Origin of the sequence: Phenylobacterium sp., assembly GCF_019636135.1 — a bacterium.
In the GTDB taxonomy this organism is placed as follows: Bacteria; Pseudomonadota; Alphaproteobacteria; order Caulobacterales; family Caulobacteraceae; genus Phenylobacterium.
The window spans coordinates 52,869-74,906 of the sequence record NZ_JAHBYD010000007.1 but is presented as its reverse complement, the minus strand read 5'-3'; the positions used below and the strand labels follow the sequence as shown (position 1 = coordinate 74,906).

Annotated in this window: 19 protein-coding genes and 1 pseudogene; 5 read left to right on the top strand and 15 right to left on the bottom strand. The window is 72.2% G+C overall.

Annotated elements, in window-relative coordinates; translation table 11 throughout:
* Positions 1-20: 20 nt before the first annotated feature.
* From KF737_RS06780 to KF737_RS06770, 3 genes are read left to right on the top strand one after another with little or no spacing between them, the layout of a single operon-like run.
* Positions 21-1,835: an aminopeptidase P family protein gene (locus tag KF737_RS06780; RefSeq protein ID WP_296451940.1), complete on the top strand. Its 1,815-nt coding sequence runs from the start codon at positions 21-23 to the stop codon at positions 1,833-1,835.
* The gene (locus tag KF737_RS06775; RefSeq protein WP_296451938.1) at positions 1,835-2,686 is read left to right on the top strand and encodes a class I SAM-dependent methyltransferase; all 852 of its coding nucleotides are present in this window, start codon (positions 1,835-1,837) and stop codon (positions 2,684-2,686) included. The genes KF737_RS06780 and KF737_RS06775 overlap by 1 nt, the downstream gene beginning before the upstream one ends.
* Before the next feature lie 10 nt (positions 2,687-2,696).
* Positions 2,697-2,969 (top strand): hypothetical protein, encoded by a 273-nt coding sequence (locus KF737_RS06770; RefSeq protein WP_296451935.1) that lies wholly within the window; start codon positions 2,697-2,699, stop codon positions 2,967-2,969.
* Here the strand turns inward: KF737_RS06770 and KF737_RS06765 are convergent.
* Entirely contained in the window at positions 2,966-4,150 is a 1,185-nt protein-coding gene (locus KF737_RS06765; protein WP_296451933.1) for a class I SAM-dependent methyltransferase, read from the bottom strand. The two genes, KF737_RS06770 and KF737_RS06765, sit on opposite strands and share 4 nt — an antisense overlap.
* A 1-nt stretch (position 4,151) precedes the next feature.
* The gene (gene ligA / locus KF737_RS06760; protein WP_296451931.1) at positions 4,152-6,491 is read right to left on the bottom strand and encodes an NAD-dependent DNA ligase LigA; all 2,340 of its coding nucleotides are present in this window, start codon (positions 6,489-6,491) and stop codon (positions 4,152-4,154) included.
* 235 nt (positions 6,492-6,726) lie between these two features.
* Between ligA and KF737_RS06755 the strand changes: the two genes are divergently transcribed.
* Positions 6,727-7,722: a PEPxxWA-CTERM sorting domain-containing protein gene (locus KF737_RS06755; protein ID WP_296451929.1), complete on the top strand. Its 996-nt coding sequence runs from the start codon at positions 6,727-6,729 to the stop codon at positions 7,720-7,722.
* Here KF737_RS06755 and recN read toward each other — a convergent pair.
* From recN to ftsZ, 6 genes and pseudogenes are all read right to left on the bottom strand, one after another.
* On the bottom strand, positions 7,719-9,416 hold the full coding sequence (gene recN, locus KF737_RS06750; RefSeq protein WP_296451928.1) for a DNA repair protein RecN: 1,698 nt from the start codon (positions 9,414-9,416) through the stop codon (positions 7,719-7,721). The genes KF737_RS06755 and recN overlap by 4 nt on opposite strands.
* A 178-nt stretch (positions 9,417-9,594) precedes the next feature.
* Positions 9,595-10,422 (bottom strand): annotated as a pseudogene (locus KF737_RS06745) (outer membrane protein assembly factor BamD); the annotation flags it as partial.
* Positions 10,423-10,557: 135 nt separating this feature from the next.
* Positions 10,558-11,184, bottom strand: a complete 627-nt coding sequence (locus tag KF737_RS06740) for an MSMEG_1061 family FMN-dependent PPOX-type flavoprotein (RefSeq protein ID WP_296451926.1) — start codon at positions 11,182-11,184, stop codon at positions 10,558-10,560.
* A gap of 207 nt (positions 11,185-11,391) precedes the next feature.
* Positions 11,392-12,279, bottom strand: coding sequence for a UDP-3-O-acyl-N-acetylglucosamine deacetylase (gene lpxC, locus KF737_RS06735; RefSeq protein ID WP_296451924.1), 888 nt, complete (start codon positions 12,277-12,279; stop codon positions 11,392-11,394).
* Between the two features lie 229 nt (positions 12,280-12,508).
* A complete protein-coding gene (locus KF737_RS06730) occupies positions 12,509-12,727 on the bottom strand; it encodes a hypothetical protein (RefSeq protein ID WP_296451923.1) in 219 nt (72 codons plus the stop codon).
* 99 nt (positions 12,728-12,826) lie between these two features.
* Positions 12,827-14,323: a cell division protein FtsZ gene (gene ftsZ / locus KF737_RS06725; protein ID WP_296451920.1), complete on the bottom strand. Its 1,497-nt coding sequence runs from the start codon at positions 14,321-14,323 to the stop codon at positions 12,827-12,829.
* Positions 14,324-14,634: 311 nt separating this feature from the next.
* On the opposite strand from ftsZ, the gene KF737_RS06720 reads away from it, so the two are divergent.
* Positions 14,635-15,627 (top strand): LLM class flavin-dependent oxidoreductase, encoded by a 993-nt coding sequence (locus tag KF737_RS06720; protein ID WP_296451916.1) that lies wholly within the window; start codon positions 14,635-14,637, stop codon positions 15,625-15,627.
* Positions 15,628-15,649: 22 nt separating this feature from the next.
* Here KF737_RS06720 and KF737_RS06715 read toward each other — a convergent pair whose 3' ends face one another.
* From KF737_RS06715 to KF737_RS06685, 7 genes are all read right to left on the bottom strand, one after another.
* Positions 15,650-16,429, bottom strand: coding sequence for a hypothetical protein (locus KF737_RS06715; RefSeq protein WP_296451914.1), 780 nt, complete (start codon positions 16,427-16,429; stop codon positions 15,650-15,652).
* A 125-nt stretch (positions 16,430-16,554) separates the two neighbouring features.
* On the bottom strand, positions 16,555-16,992 hold the full coding sequence (locus tag KF737_RS06710) for a type II toxin-antitoxin system VapC family toxin (RefSeq protein WP_296451911.1): 438 nt from the start codon (positions 16,990-16,992) through the stop codon (positions 16,555-16,557).
* Entirely contained in the window at positions 16,989-17,240 is a 252-nt protein-coding gene (locus KF737_RS06705) for a type II toxin-antitoxin system Phd/YefM family antitoxin (RefSeq protein WP_296451908.1), read from the bottom strand. The genes KF737_RS06710 and KF737_RS06705 overlap by 4 nt, the downstream gene beginning before the upstream one ends.
* Before the next feature lie 85 nt (positions 17,241-17,325).
* A complete protein-coding gene (gene ftsA, locus KF737_RS06700) occupies positions 17,326-18,690 on the bottom strand; it encodes a cell division protein FtsA (RefSeq protein ID WP_296451905.1) in 1,365 nt (454 codons plus the stop codon).
* Positions 18,691-18,731: 41 nt separating this feature from the next.
* Positions 18,732-19,631: a cell division protein FtsQ/DivIB gene (locus tag KF737_RS06695; protein ID WP_296451904.1), complete on the bottom strand. Its 900-nt coding sequence runs from the start codon at positions 19,629-19,631 to the stop codon at positions 18,732-18,734.
* A complete protein-coding gene (locus KF737_RS06690; protein ID WP_296451901.1) occupies positions 19,585-20,544 on the bottom strand; it encodes a D-alanine--D-alanine ligase in 960 nt (319 codons plus the stop codon). The genes KF737_RS06695 and KF737_RS06690 overlap by 47 nt, the downstream gene beginning before the upstream one ends.
* Positions 20,541-21,938 (bottom strand): M20/M25/M40 family metallo-hydrolase, encoded by a 1,398-nt coding sequence (locus KF737_RS06685; RefSeq protein WP_296451898.1) that lies wholly within the window; start codon positions 21,936-21,938, stop codon positions 20,541-20,543. Before KF737_RS06685 ends, KF737_RS06690 begins: the two co-directional genes overlap by 4 nt.
* Between the last annotated feature and the right edge of the window lie 100 nt (positions 21,939-22,038).

The window sequence follows — 22,038 nt, the reverse complement described above, 5'->3', positions numbered from 1 at the left end:
GGACGGCTTACATCGCTGGCATGCGCCAGACCTTCGACGAAAGCACCGATCCCTCGTTCGGGCCGCGCCATGTGCCGCTGATCCGCCAGGCGATGGCGCAGCAGGGCCTCGACGGCTTCCTCGTGCCGCATGAGGACGAGCACCAGAACGAGTACCTGCCCGCCGCCAACGACCGCCTGGCCTGGGCCACCGGCTTCACCGGCTCGGCCGGCGCGGCGGTGATCCTGAAGGACAAGGCCGCCGTCTTCGTGGACGGCCGCTACACCCTGCAGGTCCGCGACCAGGTCGACGCCGGCGTGTTCGAGATCCGCGACCTCGTGGAGGGCGGCGTGCCCGCCTACCTCGAGAGCGCGACCGGCCGCGGACAGAGGATCGGCTACGACCCGCGCCTGCACAGCCCCGACGCGCTCGCCCGCCTGAAGGACGCGGCCGCCAAGGCCGGCGCGGAACTGGTGGCCGTGAACGACAACCCGCTGGACGCCGCCTGGGGCCGGGCCCGCCCGGCGCAGCCGCAGGCGCCGGTCGTGCCGCACAAGGCCGAGTTCTCGGGCGAGGACTCCAGCGCCAAGCGCGCCCGCGTCGGCCAGATCGTGGCGGCCAGGGGCGGCGACGCGGCGGTGCTGACGGCGCCCGCCTCCATCGCCTGGCTGTTCAACGTGCGCGGCGGCGACGTCATCCGCTCGCCCCTGCCGATCGGCCAGGCGATCCTGGCGAAGGACGGGGCCGCGCGGCTCTTCCTCGACCCCGCCAAGGTGACGCCCGAGCTGCCGGCGTGGCTGGGCAACCAGGTGCGGCTGGAGACGCCGGCCGAGCTGCCGGCGGCGCTGGCCGAGCTCAAGGGCAAGAGCGTCTTGATCGACCCGGCCCAGTCGTCGGCCTGGTACTTCGACACCCTGAGCGAGGTCGGCGCGAGCGTGATCCGCGCAGACGACCCCTGCGCGCTCCCCCGCGCCTGCAAGAACGCGGTCGAGATCGAGGGTTCGCGCCAGGCCCACATCCGCGACGGCGCGGCGCTGACGCGGTTCCTGCACTGGGTCGCCACCGAGGGGCAGATCAATCCTCCCGACGAGATCGAGGCGGTCAGCAAGCTGGAGGCCTTCCGCGAGGCCACCGGCGCGCTGAAGGACCTGTCGTTCGACACCATCGCCGGCGCCGCCTCGAACGGCGCCATCGTCCACTACCGCCCGACCCAGCGGCTCAACAAGCGGACCGAGCCGGGCTCGCTGCTGCTGGTCGACTCGGGCGCGCAGTACCTCGACGGCACCACCGACGTGACCCGCACGATCGCCATCGGCGAGCCCTCGGACGAGATGCGCGAGCGCTTCACCCTGGTGCTGAAGGGCCACCTGGCGCTGGCGGCGATCCGCTTCCCGCCGGGCACGACCGGCTCGGCGCTCGACGTGCTGGCCCGCCAGGCGCTCTGGATGCACGGCCTCGACTACGACCACGGCACCGGCCACGGCGTCGGCAGCTACCTGGGCGTCCACGAGGGGCCGCAGCGCATCGCCAAGGCGCCGAACACCGTGGCGCTGCGGCCCGGCATGATCCTCTCGAACGAGCCCGGCTACTACAAGGAAGGCGGCTACGGCATCCGCATCGAGAACCTGCAATTCGTCACCGAGGCCGCGCCGATCCCCGGCGGCGAGCGGCCCATGCACGGGTTCGAGACCCTGACGCTGGCCCCCATCGACCGCCGCCTGATCGTGGCGGACATGCTGAGCGCCGACGAGCGCGCCCGGCTCGACGCCTACCATGCCCAGGTCCGCGAGACGGTCGGGCCGCTGCTGGAGCCGCAGGTGCGCGCCTGGCTCGCCGACGTCACGGAGCCCCTCTGATGAGCGAGCCGAACACAGCCCCGAACGCGTCGCAGGCCGAGTATTGGAACACCGGCGCCGGCCCGACCTGGGCGGCGATGCAACGCCCGCTGGACCGCCAGCTCGCCCCGCTGGGCCGCGCGGCCATGGCGGCGCTGGCCCCGCAGCCCGGCGAGGACATCCTCGACGTCGGCTGCGGCGCCGGCGAGACCGTGTTCGAACTGGCGCGGAAAGTCACGCCCGGCGGCGAGGTCACCGGCGTCGACATCTCGGCCACCTTGCTGGAGGCGGCGCGCCGCCGCCGCGAGGGCGCGCCCGGCGTCCACTTCATCGAGGCCGACGCCCAGACCTACGGCTTTCCGCCCGGCAGGTTCGACGGGGTCTTCTCGCGCTTCGGCGTGATGTTCTTCGCCGATCCGGTGGCCGCCTTCACCAACCTGCGCCGGGCGCTGAAGGCGGGCGGCCGGCTCGCCTTCGTCTGCTGGCGCACGCCGGCCGAGAACCCGATCATGACGCTGCCGATGCAGGCGGCGCTGGCGCACCTGCCGCCGCCGGAGGCCCCGGCCGATCCGACCGCGCCCGGCCCGTTCGCCTTCGCCGACGCGGGGCGGCTGCGCGGCATCCTGGAGGCGGCCGGCTTCACGGACATCGCCATCGCCCCGCACGCCGAGAAGATCGGCGGCGGCGACCTCGACGCCAGCCTGGAACTTTCGCTGAAGGTCGGCCCGCTCGGCGCCCTGCTGCGGCAGCATCCGGACAAGGCCGACGCCGTCATCGGCTCGGTCCGCGAGGCGCTCGCCCGGCATGTCGGGCCCGACGGCCTCAAGCTCGACTCCGCCACCTGGATCGTCACCGCCCGCGCGCCGGGCTGAGGGGGACGTGATGATTGCAGGCCTGATGGCGGCGTTCGCCATGGCCGCCGCGCCCGCGCCCGACCCGCGCGACGCGGAGGTCACCCGGACGGTGCAGCGCTTCTTCGACGCCATGGCGAAGGAGGACCGGGCCGCGATCGCCGAGGTCGTGCTGCCGGGTTCCGTCTTCACGGCCGTCCGAGCCAAGGCCGAGGGCGGGACGTCGACCGGCCGCCTCACCGTCGAGGATTTCGCCAGGACCCAGGAACCCGCCGCCTGCGACGAACTGAAGACGCGCCGCTAGGCCGTCTTCGTCAGCCAGAATCCCGCGCCATAGAGGTCGAGGCCTTCGAGCGGGCCTTTGCAGACCAGCGACCGGCCCAGGGCGCGCAGCTCCGGGTCCTGGCCCACGAACCAGCACGGGAACAGGATCTCGAAGCGCTCGCCGCCGAACAGCAGCGCGGTGGCCAGCAGGTACTGCTCGTTCCACATCCGCGGCACGTGGCCGGCGATGTAGTCGTCGGGCAGGTAGATGTCGTGGACATGCACGATCACGCCGGGCTTCAGCCGCGGCAGGATCTCCAGGAAGAAGACGGTGACGTCCGAGTTCTGGAAGGCGCGGTGCGAGCTGTCGAGGAAGAAGACGTCGCCGGGCTGCAACGCGTCGAATATCTCGGGCGCGCAGGCCTCCAGCGGCTTGCGGATCACGCGGTCGCAGATGGCGTCGATCTCGGCGCGCGGCTGCGGGTCGATGGAGGTGATGCGGGTGCGAAGGCCATAGGCACCGATGGCGTGGCGCGCGAACTTCGTCGACATCCCCGAGCCGATCTCGACCATGCGCGGCGGGTCGTGCCGGCGCAGCATCGCCACCAGCGCCATGCCGTCCAGGGTGGCGTACCAGGCGTTCAGCCAGGCCGGCGTCAGCGCATGATCGGGGGCGCCCAGGGGAATGGCCGCCAGGTCGGCCTGGATCCCGCCCATGTCGCGCAGCAGGGCGGCATAGCGCTCGCGGCCGGCGCCGATGAGGCCGGCCAGGCCGGGGTGCGACGGCCGGCCCGCCCCATAGCGGATGGCGGCGGCGTAGGGATAGTCGAACGCCTCGAAGACGTGGCTGGCCCGTTCGTGGGCGAAGCTGAGGCCGTCGAGCGGCGACAGCGGCGGGGCGGCCGGGTCGCGCAGGGCGACCGCGCGGCCATAGGCCTCGGCGGCAGCGGCCGCCTCGCCGTTGTCGCGGAGCGCCGCGGCCAGATCGCTCCAGATCACTTCGACGCCGGGCGCGCGCTCGGCGGCGGCGCGCAGGTGGGCGACGCCCTCGCCCGTCCGCCCCAGCTTGCAGCGGGCGACGCCCAGCAGGCGCAGCGCCGTGGCGTTCTGCGGCTCGGTCTCCAGCACGCTCAGGAAGATCAGCTCGGCCAGGTTCAGCAGATGGCTGCGCAGCCGGTCGTAGCCGATCAGCAGGCGCTGTTCGTTGGTGACGTCTGCCACCTCAGCCGCCCACCAGCGCGAGCCACTCGTCTTCGGTCAGCACCTTCACGCCGTGCTTCTCGGCCTCCTTCAGCTTCGAGCCCGCGCCGGGCCCGGCGACGACGAGGTCGGTCTTCTTCGAGACCGAGCCCGAGACCTTGGCGCCCAGCCGCTCGGCCTGCGCCTTGGCCTCGTCGCGGGTCATCCGCTCCAGGCTGCCGGTGAAGACCACCGTCTTGCCGGCCACGGCGGTGTCGGTCTTCGGCTTCTCGGCGGCGATGACGGTCAGTTCTCCCAGCAGGTCGTCGACCAGCGCGCGGTTGTGGTCCTCGCCGAAGAACTCCGCGATCATCCGGGCCGCCACGACGCCGACGGCGTCCACCGAGGCCACCTCCAGGAAGGCGGCGCCGGGGGTCTCGGCCGCGGCCTGGCGGGCCGCCGCCTCGAGCGACGCCCAGTCGCCGAACCGCGCCTCCAGCGCCGCGCGGGCCTTGGAGTTCAGCTTCGGGATCGCGAGCTTGAGGCGGCTGTCGAGCGAGAGGTCCGGCGGGACCAGCAGCCCCGGCCCGCCCCGGGCGAACTCCAGCACCGCCGACACGGCCGTGGGACCGAGCCCGTCGAGGTCGGACAGTTCGGCAAACATCGGCCCCGCCGTCTGCCCGGCCGCCAGCCTGGAGGTCTCGACGAACCGCTCCGCGGTCTCGAAGTGCCGCGACAGCGCCGTCGAGGTGGTCTCGCCGATGTGGCGGATGCCCAGGCCGTAGATGAAGCGGTCGAGGTCGATGTTGCGGCGGTCCTCGATGCTGGCCAGCAGGTTCGTCACGCTGGTCTCGCCGAACCGGTCCTGCGCCAGGATCTCCTCGCGCCGCGCCTTCAGCCGGAAGATGTCGGCCGGCGAGTTCAGCCAGCCCTTCTCGGCGAAGAGGGTGAGTTGCTTCTCGCCCAGGCCCTCGATGTCGAAGGCGCGGCGGCTCACGAAGTGGCGCAGGTGGGCGAGCTTCTGGAACGGGCAGGCGAACTCGCCCGCGCAGCGGCGCACCACCGTCTCGGCCCCGGACGCCGTGGTCTCGCGCACGAGTTCGGTATGCAGCGGGCACGGGCAGTGGGTCGGGAAGGCGAAGGGCGCGGCGTCCTTCGGGCGCTCCTCCAGCACCACCTGCACGATCTGCGGGATCACGTCGCCGGCGCGCTGCAGGATGACCGTGTCGCCCACGCGGATGTCCTTGCGCGCGATCTCGTCGGCGTTGTGCAGGGTGGCGTTGACGACGACGACGCCGCCGACCGTCACGGGATGCAGCCGCGCCACCGGGGTGATCGCGCCGGTTCGGCCCACCTGGATGTCGATGGCCTCCAGCACCGTGCGCGCCTGCTGCGCCGGGAACTTGCGCGCGACGCCCCAGCGCGGCGCGCGACTCACGAAGCCCAGGCGCTGCTGCCAGTCGAGGCGGTCGACCTTGTAGACGACGCCGTCGATGTCGTAGCCGAGGTGCGGGCGCACCTTCTCCATCTCGTCGTAGGCTTCGAGCAGGCCGGCGGCGTTCTCGACCCGGCGGCTCTCGGGCGTGGTCCGGAAGCCCCAGCCCTTCAGCTTCCGCAGCGCCTCCCACTGCGTCTGAGCGAACGGCTGGGAGTGATAGCCCCAGGCGTAGGCGAAGAAGCGCAGGGGCCGGGCGGCCGTGATCGTGGGGTCGATCTGGCGCAGCGAGCCGGCCGCGGCGTTGCGGGGATTGGCGTAGGTCTTCTGGCCGGCCTCAGCGGCGGCCGCGTTCAGGGCGGCGAACTCCTCGTGGCCGAGATAGATCTCGCCCCGGATCTCGATCTCGTCGGGCCAGCCCTCGCCCGCGAGCCTGTGCGGGATCTCACCGATGGTGCGGACGTTGGCGGTGACGTCCTCGCCGACCCGGCCGTCGCCACGGGTCGCCGCGCGCACCAGCTCGCCCTTCTCGTAGCGGATCGAGCACGACAGGCCGTCGATCTTGGGCTCGGCCGTATAGCCCACCGTCTCGTCCGGAGGCAGGCGCAGGAAGCGGCGGATGCGCGCGTCGAACTCCACCGCGTCCTCGTTCGAGAACGCGTTGTCGAGGCTGAGCATCGGGACCCCGTGCTCGATCGCCCTGAACTTCTCCGACCGCGCCGCGCCTACCTTCAGCGACGGCGAGTTCTCGCGCACCAGGTGCGGGAAGCGGGCCTCGATCTCGGCGTTCCGGCGCTTCAGCGCGTCGTAGTCGGCGTCCGAGATCGTGGGGTCGTCGTTCTGATGGTAGGCGATGTCGTGCCGCGCCAGTTCGTCCGCGAGCGCCGTCAGCTCCGCGAGCGCCTGCGGTTCGGTGAGGGCGTCGACGGAGATGGGTGCGGGAGCCATGGCGGGGAAGCTGTAGCCCGCCCCTCGCCCCTTGCGGAAGTGCCCGTGACGCATCGTGCGGGCGCCGTCCGGACCGCCGCGCGAACCCGGCTCATCCGCCCGGATGGGTTTCCGGTCGGGCCACTCGATCTTCAGTTGCACGATGCGCTTCAAACGGGAGCCGTATTGTCAAAAGAACATCGGTCGTGATTTTTGCCCGGGCGCTGTGTGGGATGCGGCGCGAGGGTGGACTATCATGAAGCGTTCGAACGGAGCGGCTCGTCCGCTCGAGCTGACGGCTGCGGCCATCGCCCTGGCGGCGGGGCTTGTGGCGGCGCCGGCCCTGGCGGCCGATGTCTCGGGCTCCGCGGCGATCTTCACCAACCGCGGCTGCCCGGCCGGCTCGGGCAGTTGTATCGTCGTCGATGAGAACGGCGCCGGCAGCTTCACCGGCGACCGGCTTCAGGCGAGCCAGTTCTACGGCGGCTACGGTTCCACCTTCTCCGCCAGCTCGACCCTGCTGGAAGGCGCCAGCACCTCGGCGTCCCTGGCGTTCGGCTCTGACTACCTGCCCACGATGAAGCTGAGCTCGCAGTCCGGCGCCGAGACCCGGACCGGCTCTTCGGCCGTCGCGTTCCGGAGCTTCACCTACACGGGCGACGTCGCGATCGATTTCGCCATCCAGGGCGCGCTGCACTTCCTGACCTCGGGCGACATCGACGGGCCGTTCCCGGCCAACGAATTCGCCGGCGACGGCATCCTGAACGTCTCGCTGGCGCTGGTGACCGTGAAGGCGGTGACCGACGAATTCCCGCCGACCTCCGACGCCATCGACATCATCAGCAGCACCTTCGGCTTCCCGAGCTGCGGCGGCTCGGGCGTCCTGGGCGTCACCAGCTTCTTCAGCGGCGGCGTCGGCGCCGGCGAGTACAACCAGTCGCTCGGCCTGTCGCAGGGCTGCGACGGCAACGCGATCCGCCTGAACCCGGGCGACACCTTCGCCATCGTCATCGGCATGCAGGCCATTTCGAACCGCGGCGGCTTCATCGACGCCAGCCACACCTTCTCGGTGCAGTACGACGAGGCGAACACCTTCTTCGCCGGCACCCAGCAGTCGGTGGGCCAGGGCTTCCTGAGCCGGAACATCGCCAACGGCGCGGCGGCGCCCGAGCCGGCGACCTGGGCGCTCATGATCGGCGGCTTCGGCCTGGCGGGCGGCGCGCTGCGCCGTCGCCGGCCCGTCGCGGCCTAGGCGTCCATCAGCGCCCGGGCCGCGGCCCGGGCGGCGTCCGTGATCTGGGCGCCCGCGAGCATGCGGGCGATCTCCTCCTCGCGGTCGGCGGGCGAGAGGATCTCCACGACGGTGCGGACGCGTTCGGCGTCACCGGCCTTGGCGATGCGCCAGTGGGCCTCGGCGCGGGCGGCGACCTGCGGGCTGTGGGTGACGACCAGCACCTGGGCGGCCGAGGCGAGGCGCTTGAGGCGCAGGCCCACCGCGTCGGCGACGGCCCCGCCGACGCCCTGGTCCACCTCGTCGAAGATCATCAGGGGCTGCGGCCCCGTCCCACGCCCGGCCAGGGCGGCCTTGAGCGCGAGGGCGAAACGCGCCAGCTCGCCCCCCGACGCGATCGCGCCCAGGTCGCCGAACGGCGCGCCGGGGTTGGTGGAGATCTCGAAGGCGACGCGGTCGAGGCCGGCCGGCCCGGCGCGGTCCTCGCCCAGCGGCTCGACGGCGACCCGGAAGCGCGCCTTGTCCAGCTTCAGCGGCGCGAGTTCCGCCATCACGGCCTCGGCCAGCCGCGCGCCGGCCGCCCGCCGGACGCGGCTCAGCGCATCCGCGGCGGCGAGGTAGGCCGCCCGCGCGGCCGCGGCCTCCGCTTCGGCCCGCTTGAGCGCGCCCTCGGCGGACTCCACCGCCCGCAAGCGTTCGGCGAACTGCACGCGCAACGCCGGCAGGGCCTCGACCGCGACGCTCAGCTTCCGCGCCAGGCCGCGCAGGTCGAACAGCCGCTCCTCGGCCTTCTCCAGGCGGTCGGGCTCGAAGTCGAACGCCTGGGCGGCGCTGTCGATCGCGGCTTCGGCCTCGCCCGCCTCGACCAGCACCCGGTCCAGCGCCTCGGCGGCGGCGGCGAGGCGGCTGACGGCCGGACCGTCCGCGGCGGCGCCCGCCGTCACCGCCCGGTCGCGGGCGCGCTCCAGGGCGCGGATGGCCGAGGCCACCTTGGCGCCCAGCCCGTCGAAGGTGTCGCGCGCGGCGCCGATATCGGCCAGCGCCTTTTCGGCCGCGCCCAGGATCGCCCGCTGCTCCGCGAGTTCGGTCTCCTCGCCCTCGCGGGGATCCAGGCGGTCGAGTTCCGAGAGGCGGAAGGTCAACTCCTCGATCTCGGCGGCCGATCGGGCCACGTCGGCCCTCAGCGCCTCGACCCGCCCGCGGGCCTCGCGCCAGGCGCTCCAGGCCACCGCCGCCTCGCCCAGCGGGACGCGGAGCTCGCCATAGCCGTCCAGCAGCGGCCGGTGCGTGCGCGCGTCGAGCAGGCCCACGGTCTCATGCTGGCCATGCACCTCCAGCAGCGCCTCGCCCAGTTCCTTCAGCACGCCGACGCCGGTGGCCTGGTCATTGACGAAGGCGCGGCTGCGGCCGTCCGCGCTCAGCGTGCGGCGCAGGACCAGGTCCTCGTCGCGGGCGTAGGCCAGCCCCTTCTCCTCCAGGATGTCCCAGACGTGGTGGTCCGGCGTGGGGGCGAAGGCCGCGGTCGCCACCGCCTGGGCCGCGCCGCGCCGCACGAGGCCCGCATCGCCGCGCGCGCCCGTCGCCAGGCCCAGCGCATCCAGGATGATCGACTTGCCCGCGCCGGTCTCGCCGGTGAGCGCCGTCAGGCCCGGCCCGATGGACAGGTCCAGGGCCTCGATCAGCACCACGTCGCGGATCTGCAGACCGATCAGCATCGGGAGGACTGTCGCCGGGAATCGCGGCCGGTTGAAGGGCTCGCTAGTCCTTCTTCGTGAAGGGGAGCCGGAACCCCTTCTTCTTCCTGGGCGCCTCGGCCGACGCGGTCCGGGCCGGCGCCGGTGCAGCTTCCGTCGCCGTGGCCTCGGTGGTCGCCTCGGGCGCGGCGGCCGCCGTCGGGGGTTTCACCGTCTGCTGCTTGTCCTTGGTGAAGGGCAGCCGCATGAACCCGCGCCCGCCCGCCTTGGGCTCGATCGCGGGCCTGAGGCCCTTGGACGTCAGCAGCTTGTAGGCGTCGTTGTACCAGGGGTCGCCCGGGTAGTTGAAGCCGAGCACCGCGCCGTTCCGCTTGGCTTCCTCCAGGAGGCCCAGGGTGAGGTAGCTCTCGACCAGGCGGTAGAGCGCCTCGGGCGTGTGGGTGGTGGTCTGGTAGCGGTCGACCACGGTCTTGAAGCGGTTCACCGCCGCCAGCGTATCGCCGTTGCGCAGGTACCAGCGGCCGATGGTCATGTCCTTGCCGGCCAACTGGTCGTTGACCATGTCGATCTTCAGGCGCGCGTCCGAGGCGTACTCGGTGCGCGGATAGCGCTGGACCACGTCGCGGAGGCTTTCGAGCGCCTGGCCGGTCGCCGCCTGGTCGCGGTTCACGTCGACGATCTGCTCGAAGTAGCAGATGGCCTTGATGTAGTGCGCATAGGCCGCGGTCGGGTTGCCCGGATAGAGCTGGATGAAGCGGTCGGCGTCGCCGATCGCCTCGGCGTAGTCGTTCGACTCGTAGTGGGCGTAGGCCTGCATCAGGATCGAGCGGCGCGACCATTCCGAATACGGATGCTGGCGCTCCACTTCCTGGAAGTAGGCGACCGCCTGGGCCCACTGGCGGCGATCCAGCCGGTTGGCGCCGGTGGCGTAGAGCAGCTCGACGGGGCGCTCTTCGTAGGCCAGCCGCGGCTTGTTCTTCTTGTTGTTGGCGCAGGCGGACAGGGCCAGGGCGCAAGCCGCGGCCACGAGAACAACCCGGCTGGATTTGCGAACCAAGTACACCTTCACCTCAAGTCCGGCGCGGGCCCCCACGCGAGAGAGTCGGTATCTACACTACCGACTGTGGCGCGCAAACGGCGGCGGGGTCGCAGGCTCCGGGCGTCAGAGGCCCTGCCGGAGGCTCTCGACCTGCTGCTCGTGGGTCGCCTCGGGCTTGGGCAGGCTGAGCTGGTCCGAGACCATCTCCGAGAGCGACGGCAGGATCGAGCGGTCCACGCGGTGGCTGTCGCCCCAGAGGTCGGAGCGCATCAGGGCGCGCGGACAGTGGAGATAGGCCTCGCGGACCTCGACGCGGATGAGGCTCTTGGGGACCTTGCCGAACTCCTCGAACGTCCTGGCGAGCTCGTCGTCGACCACGAGCCGGGCCGAGCCGTTCACGCGATAGATGTCGTCGACGCCCGGGATCATGAACATGAGCCCGACCTCGCCCGAGCCCTCCGCGATATTGCGCAGCGAATCCAGCCGGTTGTTTCCGGGCCGGTCCGGAAGCAGCAGGCTCCTGCCATCTTCCGCCACGCGCACGAACCCGGCGCCGCCGCCCCGCGGCGAGACGTCGAGGCCGCCGTTCGCGCCGACGGTGGCCAGCGCCACGAAGGGCGAGAGCCCGATGAAGCGGCGACCGTGCGGGTCGACCCAGCCGATGTCCTTGGCGACCGTGAACTTGTGCGGCTTCAGGTACAGCGCATCGAGTTGCTCGGTGGCGGTCCGCGCCGAGGCGTCGTCAGGCATGGAAGCGTCCTCCCTGCCGGGATTAGACGACGATTGCGAACGGTTCGCAACTTCTACCTTCCCCGTTCACGGGGAAGGGGGACCATCGGCCGAAGAGCCGATGGTGGAAGGGGCGCGGCTGGACCCGGAGGCGGCTTCCGCCCCCTCCACCATTCGCTCTTCGCGACGCTCGGCGAACGGTCCCCCTCCCCCGCTGCGCAGGGGAGGTCAGACGGCTTCGCGCAGGTCCTCGACCAGCGTGGTCATGCGCCACGCCTCGGGGCGCGCCAGCAGCGCGCGGACGAGGGCGTTGTTCAGGCCGTGGCCCGCGCAGACGCCCTCGAAGCGGCCCAGGATGGGCGCGCCCAGGACGTAGAGGTCGCCGATGGCGTCCAGCGCCTTGTGCCGCACGAACTCGTCCGGGCGGCGCAGGCCCTCGGGGTTCAGGATCACGTCGCCGTCGATGACGACGCAGTTCTCCATCGTGCCGCCACGGGCCAGGCCCATGGCGCGCAAGGCCTCCACCTCGTGCAGGAAGCCGAAGGTGCGGCAGTCGGCCAGTTCCGTGCGGAAGGCGGCCTCGTCCATCGCCAGGTCCACCGTCTGGCGGCCGATTGCGGCGGTGGGGAATTCGATGGTGAAGGCCATCTCGAAGCCGTCGGCGGGCGTCAGCGTCGCACGCTTGTCGCCCTCGACCGCCTCGATCGTGTCGAGGATCTCGATGAAGGCGCGCGGCGCCTCCTGGGGGCGCAGGCCGGCGCGGTCCAGCACGCGCACGAACGGCAGCGACGAGCCGTCCATGATCGGCATCTCGGGCCCGTCGACCTCGACCACGGCGTTGTCGACGCCCAGCATGACCAGGGCCGCCATCAGGTGCTCGATGGTGGAGACCGTCACGCCGGCATCGTTGGCGATCACCGTGCCGAGCTGGGTCTTGCAGACCGCCTCGCCCGACACCGGGACGACGTTGTCGCGATCCTTGACGTCGGTGCGCACGAAGACGACGCCGCTGTTGGCGGCGGCCGGGCGCACGGAGACGCGGGTGTATTCCCCGGTATGGACGCCGATCCCGGCGAACAGCGCCGGCGACCTGACGGTGTGTTGGAACGCGGCCAAGGCGGACCTTCCTGCAATGCTGCGGCGCACGACCGCACCTTGCCCCCAACGCGCAGCTAAGCCGCTTGATGCACCGCAGCAAAGCACTTCGTGTTTCACAGTGTTTCGGCTCACGGAACCTGAACAAGAGCGGGCGACAACCGACTGATTCCACGCAGCTTTCGCGTCATCGCGTCGCCCGTGGGCCGGAGCCCGGATCCGCAGGTTCGCGACAGGTGTGGCGAACGCCTCACACCGCCGGGTAGAGCTGGGTCCCGACCAGATTCCGGGCGCGGTCGAGGACGCGGACCTGCACCCCGCGGCCGAGTTGCGCAAGCACGGCGGCCAGGCGCTTGGCCTGGGCCTCGGCGCGGGCGCCGGAGCGGAAGACGAGGGGCTCGATGCCCGCGGCCAGCACCGCCCAGCCGTCGGCGAGCGGCGCGACCCAGATGATGCGGCTGGCGTTCATATGGAAACCTCCCGGAGGTGGGCTCCGGGAGGTTCTAGCAGTCCGGGTCACGCCGCGGGGTGACGATTTCGTGGAGTTTTTCCGACCCCGATAACGGCGCTAGTTGGCCAGCCGCCGCAGGAAGGACGGAATCTCCAGATCCTCGTTCTGGTCCGCGACATCCTCGGGCGCCTGGGCCTCCAGCGGCTGGGCGCCGCCGCGGACCGGCGCCGGCGTGGCGACCGGACGCGGCGCGGGCGGGGCCGCGTCACGGGCCAGCGGCGCCGGGGTCGGGGCGTCGTAGCGCGGCCGGCCGCCGAAGATCGACAGGAACCCGCCGCGAGGCTTGCGGGCTTCGAAGACCGGCTCGGCGAACAGCGGCGCGTCGTCACCCTCCTCCGCCGCGGCCGGATCGACGATCCGGGTCACAGGCGCGGCGGCGGGCGACACCTCCGCAGCCACGGGCGCTGCGAAGATGTCGGGCTGCTCTTCCTCGCGGGTCAGCTCGGCCTCGAAGGCGGCCACCGCGGCGGCCGGCTCCAGAGCGGGGGCGTCTTCGAGGGCCGGTTCAGCCTTCGGCGTCACCGATGCGCGCAGGGGCTCGACCTGCAGCGAGCGGCGTTCGATCTTGGGTTCGATGGCGGCGATGGAGGCGCCGTCCATGCCGGTGGCCACCACCGAGACCCGGACCTTGCCTTCGAGCGTCGGGTCGAACGCGGCGCCGAAGATGATGTTGGCCTCCGGGTCGACCTGCTCCGAGATGGCGTTGGCCGCCTCGTCGACCTCCAGCAGGGTCATGTCGAGGCCGCCGGTGACGTTCACCAGCACGGCCTTGGCGCCCTTCAGCGAAACCTCGTCCAGCAGCGGGTTCTGGATGGCGTTCTGGGCGGCCATCAGGGCGCGGTCCTCGCCCGTGGCCTCGCCCGTGCCCATCATCGCCTTGCCCATCTCGGTCATCACCGTGCGGACGTCGGCGAAGTCGAGGTTGATCAGGCCCGGCAGCACCATCAGGTCGGTGATCGAGCGCACGCCCGAATGCAGGACCTGGTCGGCCATGCCGAAGGCCTCGGCGAAGGTCGTCCGCTCGTTGGCCACGCGGAACAGATTCTGGTTCGGGATGACGATCAGGGTGTCGACGTAGCGCTGCAGCTCGCTGATGCCGGCGTCGGCCAGGCGCATGCGGTGGCGGCCTTCGAAGTGGAAGGGCTTGGTGACCACGCCCACGGTCAGGATGCCGCGCTCGCGGGCGCACTTGGCGATGATCGGGGCCGCGCCGGTGCCGGTGCCGCCGCCCATGCCGGCGGTGATGAACACCATGTGCGCGCCGTCCAGGTGCTCGCCGATCTCCGGAATGCTCTCCTCGGCCGCGCTCATGCCGACTTCCGGGTGCGCGCCGGCGCCCAGCCCCTGCGTCACCTGCACGCCGAGCTGGATGCGCCGCTCGGTCTTGGCGAACTGGAGCTGCTGGGCGTCGGTGTTGCCGACCACGAACTCGACGCCCTCGAGGCCCGCCTCGATCATGTTGTTGACCGCGTTGCCACCGGCGCCGCCGATACCGAACACGACGATCCGGGGCTTCAGCTCGGTGGCCTTCGGCGCGGACAGAGAGATGGTCATGGGACGCTTCGTCCTTCCCCAATTTTTGCGGTCTAGCGCGCCTGACACCCCTCGCCCGGCGCACCCGGAGGTAACGATGCGTTAAGTACGCGCCGACACCCTTAATCGAGTGTTAACCGCATACATTGAGTCGGAAGCCGATCGAGCTTTGCCGAACAGGATTTTCCAGGGTCCCACCAAGGAACGTCCCGCGAATCAACAGTAACGCCGCGTCCGACTGACCCGGCCCCGCCGTGGCGAGCGTCAAGTCCGCCCGCCGCCTCACCCGATCGCGCCTGGGAGAGGCGCGGGCGGCGTCCTATATGGCGCGCATGATCCCGCTTTCCGTTCTCGACCTTTCGCCCATCGTGCAGGGCGGCGGCCCCGGTCAGTCGCTGCGCGCGAGCCGCGAGCTGGCGCGGGCGGCCGAGCGGCTGGGCTTCCGGCGCTACTGGCTGGCCGAGCACCACAACATGACCGGGATCGCGAGCGCGGCGACGTCGACGGCGCTGGCCTTCGTGGGCGACGGGACCGAGACGATCCGGCTGGGCGCGGGCGGGGTGATGCTGCCCAACCACGCGCCGCTGATCATCGCCGAGCAGTTCGGCACGCTGGAGGCGCTGTATCCCGGGCGGGTGGACCTGGGCGTGGGCCGCGCGCCGGGGACGGACCAGATCACGGCGCGGGCGCTGCGGCGCAACCTGGCCGGCGGCGTGGACCAGTTCCCTCAGGACGTGCTGGAGCTGATAGCGTTGCTGGACGACCCACAGCCCGGCCAGGCGGTGCGCGCGGTTCCGGGCAGCGGCTCGAAGGTGCCCGTGTGGATCCTGGGGTCGAGCCTCTACGGCGCGCAACTGGCCGCGGCGCTGGGCCTGCCGTTCGCCTTCGCCTCGCACTTCGCGCCGGCGATGCTGGACGAGGCGGCCGGGATCTACCGGCGGCAGTTCGCGCCCTCGCCCTACGGCGAGCGGCCGCACCTGATGCTGGGGCTGAACCTGGTGGCGGGCGAGACCGACGCGGAGGCGCGGTTCCTGTTCACCTCGTTGCAGCAGGCGTTCGTGAACCTGCACCGGGGCCAGCCCGGGCCGCTGCCCCCGCCGATCGACGACGCGGACGGGCGTCTGGCCGCCACGGTGGCGGCCGGCTCGCCGCTCTCCAAGGCCGTGGTGGGCGGGCCGGAGACCGTGCGCGCCGGGCTGGCGCGGTTCGTGGCCGACCACCGCCCGGACGAGATCATCGTCACCGCGCAGATCTTCGACCAGGCCCGGCGCATCCGCTCGCTGGAGATCGCGAGCGCGGCGCGCGACGCTCTGGCGTCGGCATAGCGAAGTCGCCGCGCCGCCGGCGTCAGCACCGCGCCGAGGCCTCGACCAGGCCCTTGTAGATGAGCTGGCGCACCAGTTCCTTCCCGGCGCCTGAGACGGCGACCGTATGGCCCGTCCGCTCGCCCACGACGTGGAGGGTCACGTTCGGGTTGGCCTGCAGCAGCGCGCGGTCTTCCGCCGAGGTCAGCGACGGCCAGGCCGCCCCCTCGCCGCGCCAGCCGTCGAGCCGCGCTCCGACGACGACGTCGGTGGGGACGCCGATGCCGGCCGCGAGATGGCGGTAGTCCCGGTCCTCCAGGCGGCCGTCGGCGTGGATGCCGAACAGCGTCGCGAGGAAAGCCTCCTCGCCGGTGCCCGGCGGGAGTTCGGCCAGGCATTGGCGGGCGAAGGCGATGAAGGGTTCCAGGCGCCCGGTGCGGAAGAACGGCTCGCTGGCGATCACGCGGGTGACCGTCGGGAGCGTGAGGCCGAGCGCCAGCAGGTTTCCGGTCGACGAGCCGAACACCACCAGCGGGCAGTCGCCCACCAGGCGCTGGATCGCCTCGCCCAGGCCCTGGGTCATGCCCGGCAAGGTCGGCCCTCCGGGGTCGGATTCGGTGAACGCGCTCCAGGGCGGACCCATCCCGGGCATATAGGCGACGAGCACGTTGACGCCCCGGAATTCGGTGACGAGGTCGTGCAGGTGGTCCTTGGTCGGAAAGGCCCCGTTGATCGCCACCAGCGCCGGCCGGCGGCGGCCGGTATGCACCTGGCCCACGAAGCCGAAGACGCCGCCCGAGGTGCGTATGTGCAGCAGATCCATGCGCCGCAGATAGCCCATCCGCCCGGGATGGCGCCACCGCGCGAAGGGCGGATCGGCGCGCGTCGGCTGATGCTGCTTGGCTTCGTCGGCGCCGGCGCGGCGATCCGGCGCCGAGGTGTCGCCGCCTAACCCGCGTCGGCGGCCAGAAGGCGGGTGCGGACGCCCAGGTCCTCGGCGGCCTTGGCCAGTCGCCTGTCCATCGTCACCAGCAGCAGGTCTTCGCGCCGGCATGCCGCGGCGTGGAGGGCGTCCGGGGCGCGTAGCATGAGGTCGAAGCGCCGGACGAAGACGCTGGCGAGCCGGACGTCCGAGGCCTGCAGGTCGAGGCCGTCCGCGGCGGCGGCGCGCCAGGCGTCGAAGTCGGCGAGCCGCGCCGCCGCATCGTCCCGCTCCAGGGTACCGGTCCGGACCAGGCGCGACAGCGCCGAGGCGACCTCCGCGGCGGCGAACTCGCTGATCACGAGACGCTCGTCGGCGCCGGCGATGAACGCATCGACGGCGGGGCTCGCGGCCTCCTCGATGAGGGTCGGCAGGATGGCGCTTGCGTCGAGGTAGGCGGTCACGCTTCGGCGTCTTCGTACAGTTGGCGCAGCAGCTCCACCGAGCTCAGGCCGACGCCCTTGCGACCCTGGCGGCGGGCCTTCAGCCAGGCGTAGGTGGCCGGCGGCGCCCTGCGTGACGCGGGCGTGAGCGGCCGCAGCTCGGCCACCGCCTTGCCGTGCCGGGAGATGATCACCTCCTCGCCTTCCAGGGCGCGGTCGATCAGGCGGGGCAGGCCGCTCTTGGCGTCCGCTACGCTGTATACCGTCATCGCGGCCTCCGAATTACGACCATAACCATAGTCATAATCTACCACATCCGCGAGACCTGTGGGCCATGGGCGGCGTCGGAGGAGCTCAGAGGTTGTCGCGGAGCCAGGCGGCGGCTTTGGCGACAGGGTTGGCGCGGGGGTCCAGCGGGGCGCGCTGGAGCTTGGCCGACGAGAGCTGCTTGGTCGACACGGCCTCGCGGGGGCCGAAGGCGGCGCGGTGCAGGATGCCGGCGCAGGCGGTGAAGGCAGGGCCGGACGCGGCGTCGGCGAGGTGGGGGACGCGGCGGGGGCGGCCCAGGCGGACCGGGCGGTCGAACACGCGGACGGCGACCTCGCGGACCCCGGCGAGCTGGCTGGCGCCGCCGGTCAGCACGATGCCCGCGCCCGGCTCGACCGGGGCGCCGGCGGCCTTCAGGCGGTCGCGCAGGAGTTCCAGGGTCTCTTCGACGCGCGGGGCGATGATGCCCTTCAGCAGGCTGCGCGGGGCGACGACCGGGCCCGCGCCGGGGTCGTCGCCGCGGGGCGGGGCCTCGATCATCTCACGATCCTCGTTGGCCGAGGCGATGGCGCTGCCGTGCAGGGTCTTGATGCGCTCGGCGCCGGCGATGGAGGTGGAGAGGCCGCGGGCGATGTCCTGGGTCACGTGCTGGCCGCCCACGGGCACGGTCTCGACGTGGACCAGGGAGCCGCCGCGGAAGACCGAGGCCGAGGTGGAGCCGCCGCCCATGTCGATGCAGATCGAGCCCAGGTCCATCTCGTCCTCCTCCAGCGCGGCCATGGCCGAGACGAAGGGGGCGGCGACGACGCCCTCGAGCTGGAGGTGGGCGCGCTCGACGCAGGCGCCCAGGGTGTTGAAGACCGTCTCGGCCACCGAGACGACCAGCAGCTCGACGCCCAGCCACTTGCCGAACATGGCGCGCGGGTCGCGCACGCCGCCCTGCCCGTCCACGGCCCAGGCGATAGGCAGGATGTGGATGGCGCGGCGGCCCGGCAGCTTGATCTGGGCGAGCGCATTCTGGATGGCGCGCACGAGGTCGTTGTCCGAGATCGGGCGCGCGCCGATGGAGACGCGGCCCTGCACGCGGCTGGAGGTGAGCTGGCCGCCGGCGGTGGCGATGGTGACCCCCTGGACGTTGACCCCGGCCACGTTCTCGGCGCGCTCGACCGCCTGGGCGATGGCCGCCGACGCCTCGTCGAGGTTGACGATGGCGCCGCCGCGGATGCCGCGCGACTGGACGTAGCCGACGCCGCAGGTGGTGAGCGTGCGATCGCCGCGCCGCACCCCGTCGGGCTTCATGATGAAGCAGGCCACCTTGGCGGCGCCGAGGTCGACGGCGGCGACCAGCCTGGGCGGCGCGAGCGCGGCCTTGAGGCCGTCGCGCCCGTCCTTGCGGGCGGTCTCCTTCTTGTCCGCCTTCTTCGCGGCGGCCTTGGCTTCGGGGCGGTCCATCGTCTTCAACATCGGGCGGCGGCTCTACTGGATGACGGTCGTTACACGCCCTCGGCGACGGGGACGCCGGGCGCGGCGGGGACGACGGCGCGAGGCCGCACCGCCACCATGTCGGGATTGCGCAGGTCGATGCGCTCGAACCCGAGCTCGAGGATGCGCGAGCGCAGGTCGAGTTGTTCGAGCTGGAGGAGCGCAGCCTCCTCCTCGACGGCGGGGAGCTGGATCAGCGAGCCGTCCTTGAGGCGCAGGTCCCAGCGGCGGTCGTCGACGCGGACCAGGGCTTCCAGGCGGCCCATCAGCTTCGGCCGCTGGGCGATGACGGGCAGGATCTCGCCCGCGTGCCGGGCGCCGCCGGCGCCGACCACCAGCGGCAGGCTGGCGAAGCGCGCCGGATCGGCCTCGCGGATCACCTCGCCCTGCTCGTCGATGACGACGCTGCGCCCGCCGTGCTGCCAGACGGCGAGCTGGCGGCGCTCCTTGACCGCGATCATCAGGGTGTCGGGCAGGAGGCGTACGACGCGGGCCTCCTTCACCCAGCCGACGTGCTCGACGCGGGCCTTGAGGTCGTCGAGGTTCAGGCCCAGCAACGGCTGGTCCCTGTAGACCGCGGCGGCCTTGACGATGTCGGCGGTGGCGAGCGCAGACGCGCCCTGGACGTGGACCGTCTTCAGGCGGAAGCCCGCCTCGCCGAACTTGCCGTCGACGCCCATCCCGACCGCGCTCGCCAGCATCTGGCCGCGGCCGCCGGTGGCCAGGGTGGCGGCCAGCGCGGCGGTGAGAACGCCGGCGGCGATGAGCAGGATCTGCTTCGGAGAAACCCTTGCCGTCCCGTTGGCCTCCGCCCGCTTCCCGCCCCTTGCCCGGGCCTGGGCCTTGGCGGGAGCTGCGGGGCTCTTACCCCGGCTCGCGACTCGCGATCCCCCCCGCACCGCCGCGGGCATAAGCGTCCTCCACGATCCACAGCACCAGCCGGTCGAACTCCACCCCGCCCGCCGCGGCCTGCTCGGGTACGAGCGAGGTGGGCGTCATCCCCGGCTGGGTGTTGACCTCCAGAAGGACCAGAACATCGTTAATGTCGTCATAACGAAGGTCCGACCTGGTAACGCCCCGGCAACCCAGCGCGGCGTGGGCCATCTCGGAGAGTTTCTTCGCCTTCTCAATGGCGTGTGGCGGAATTCTCGCCGGCACGACGTGCTCGGAGCCGCCCTCGCCGTACTTGGCCTCGTAGTCATAAAAGCCCGTGCGCGGCACGATTTCGGTCACGGTCATGGCCTTGCCGTCCATGACGCCGACGGCGAGCTCCAGGCCGCGGATGTAGGGCTCGATCATCACCTCCTCGCCGAAGGTCCAGCCGGGGGCGACGATCTCCTGCGGCGGGCGATTCGCGCCGTCGAAGACGAGGAAGACGCCGACCGAGGAGCCCTCCGCGTTCGGCTTCACCACATAGGGCGGCGGCATGACGTGGTCGCGGGCCGCCGCGTGGCGATCGAAGAGCCCGCCGCCAGGCACTTCCACCCCGGCCGCGGCCAGCACCGCCTTGGCCTTGGCCTTGTCCATGGCCAGCGCCGAGGCCAGCACGCCGCAGTGGGTGTAGGGCACGCCCAGGGTCTCCAGCACGCCCTGGACGCAGCCGTCTTCGCCCCAGGCGCCGTGCAGCGCGTTGAAGCAGACGTCGGGCTGGAGCTTGGCCAGCACCTGGGCCAGGTCGCGGCCGGCGTCGACGCGGCTGACCCGGGCGCCCAGGCGCTCCAGCGCGTCGGCGCACGCGCGGCCGGAGACGAGGCTGACCTCACGCTCGGAGGAGAGGCCGCCCATCAGGCAGGCGACGTGATGTCCTGAAAGCGGCTGGCTCATTTGGCCTCCGTCGCGGGCCTGGCCCGGAAGTCGATGTCGGAATTGGCGACCGTGTAGAGGAAGGCCGCCCAGACCGCCACGTTCTGGGCCAGCGCCGCCGGGTCGATCTTGTCGAGGGTGTCGTCGGCCGAGTGGTGCAGGTCGAAGTAGCGGCTCATGTCCTGGTTGAAGTCGACGAACGGGACGCCGTTGGCGATGAGCCCCGAGATGTCCGCGCCGCCGCCGGACGGCGCGGCGCGGCTGACGGTGACGTTCAGCCTGGGCAGGGACGCCTTGAACGCCGTCATCGCCGGATGGTCGGCCCCGATCCGCGGCAGGCTCAGGCTCCAGATGCGGCCGGCGCCGCCGTCGCTCTCGCCGGCGACGACCATCTTGCCGAGCTCGTCGCGGTGGGCGGCGAGGTAGGCGCCCGACGAGCCGCCCTGCTCTTCCGAACCCCACATGACGACGCGGATGGTGCGCTTCGGCCGGCCCTGCTGGGCCACCAGCCTGGCCGAGGCTGTGGCGATGGCGATGCCGGCCGCGTCGTCGATGGCGCCCGTGCCGGGATCCCAGCTATCGAGGTGGCCGCCGACGATCAGGATCTCGTCGGGCTTCTCCCCGCCGCGGATCTCGCCCGAGATGTTCCAGGCCTGGGCGGCGGGGTTCACCGACGACTGCATGTCGAGCTTCACGGTCACCGGCTGGCCACGGGCGGCGAGGCGCTCCAGCAACTCGGCGTCGGGCGGCGACAGCGCCGCGGCCGGGATGCCGCCCGGCGTCCCGGCGCCGGTGTGCGGCAGGCGGGTGTCGTCGGTGGAGAGCGAGCGGACGAGGTAGCCGATGGCGCCGCGCCGGGCCGCCTCGGCCGCGCCGCTGCGGCGCTGGACGCCAACGGCGCCGTAGCTGGAGCCGTCCTGGGTGCGGCCCATGGCCTGGGTGACGACGGCGATCTTGCCGGCGAGCGCGCCCGGCGGCTGGTCCAGCATCGCCTGGTAGCTGCGGAACACGGCGATCGGCGCGGTGATGCCGCCGGCCGGCGTGGGCGACGAGCCGCCCAGGCCGAGGATCGCCAGCTTCTGCGGCCACGGGTCGACCACCTCGGCGGACTCAGGCCCCCGCGACCAGGCGGGCGTGGCGAAGGGCTCGACCCTGATGTTCTCGAAGCCGAGCGCCTTCAGCTTGGCGACGCCCCAGTCCCTGGCCCGCGTCATGGCCGGAGACCCGACCATCCGGGCGCCCACCTCGGAGGTCAGCGACTCGGTCACGTCCCACGCGGTGGAGTCGGTCAGCGCCTTGTCGCGCACGGCGGCGGCCCCCGCGGAGAGGTCGCCCATATCCGACGAGGGCGCGGCGGCGGCCGGAACGGCGGCGGCCAGCGCCGCGGCGAGAGCTATCGAGGGGAGAATGCGCATGCCTCCGCGGTCCCACCGGCGGAGAGTCGCGTCAACCCCGCTGCTGCCGCCATGCTGTCAGCAGGATGTCGGCAGGATGTGGAGACGAAATGGAGCTCCC

Coding starts and splice junctions, on each gene's coding strand:
- KF737_RS06780 (WP_296451940.1), top strand. CDS start 21: ATGCGCCAGACCTTCGACGAAAGCACCGATCCCTCGTTCGGGCCGCGC.
- KF737_RS06775 (WP_296451938.1), top strand. CDS start 1,835: ATGAGCGAGCCGAACACAGCCCCGAACGCGTCGCAGGCCGAGTATTGG.
- KF737_RS06770 (WP_296451935.1), top strand. CDS start 2,697: ATGATTGCAGGCCTGATGGCGGCGTTCGCCATGGCCGCCGCGCCCGCG.
- ligA (WP_296451931.1), bottom strand. CDS start 6,491: ATGGCTCCCGCACCCATCTCCGTCGACGCCCTCACCGAACCGCAGGCG.
- KF737_RS06755 (WP_296451929.1), top strand. CDS start 6,727: ATGAAGCGTTCGAACGGAGCGGCTCGTCCGCTCGAGCTGACGGCTGCG.
- recN (WP_296451928.1), bottom strand. CDS start 9,416: ATGCTGATCGGTCTGCAGATCCGCGACGTGGTGCTGATCGAGGCCCTG.
- KF737_RS06740 (WP_296451926.1), bottom strand. CDS start 11,184: ATGCCTGACGACGCCTCGGCGCGGACCGCCACCGAGCAACTCGATGCG.
- KF737_RS06730 (WP_296451923.1), bottom strand. CDS start 12,727: ATGAACGCCAGCCGCATCATCTGGGTCGCGCCGCTCGCCGACGGCTGG.
- ftsZ (WP_296451920.1), bottom strand. CDS start 14,323: ATGACCATCTCTCTGTCCGCGCCGAAGGCCACCGAGCTGAAGCCCCGG.
- KF737_RS06720 (WP_296451916.1), top strand. CDS start 14,635: ATGATCCCGCTTTCCGTTCTCGACCTTTCGCCCATCGTGCAGGGCGGC.
- KF737_RS06715 (WP_296451914.1), bottom strand. CDS start 16,429: ATGGATCTGCTGCACATACGCACCTCGGGCGGCGTCTTCGGCTTCGTG.
- KF737_RS06705 (WP_296451908.1), bottom strand. CDS start 17,240: ATGACGGTATACAGCGTAGCGGACGCCAAGAGCGGCCTGCCCCGCCTG.
- ftsA (WP_296451905.1), bottom strand. CDS start 18,690: ATGGACCGCCCCGAAGCCAAGGCCGCCGCGAAGAAGGCGGACAAGAAG.
- KF737_RS06695 (WP_296451904.1), bottom strand. CDS start 19,631: ATGCCCGCGGCGGTGCGGGGGGGATCGCGAGTCGCGAGCCGGGGTAAG.
- KF737_RS06690 (WP_296451901.1), bottom strand. CDS start 20,544: ATGAGCCAGCCGCTTTCAGGACATCACGTCGCCTGCCTGATGGGCGGC.
- KF737_RS06685 (WP_296451898.1), bottom strand. CDS start 21,938: ATGCGCATTCTCCCCTCGATAGCTCTCGCCGCGGCGCTGGCCGCCGCC.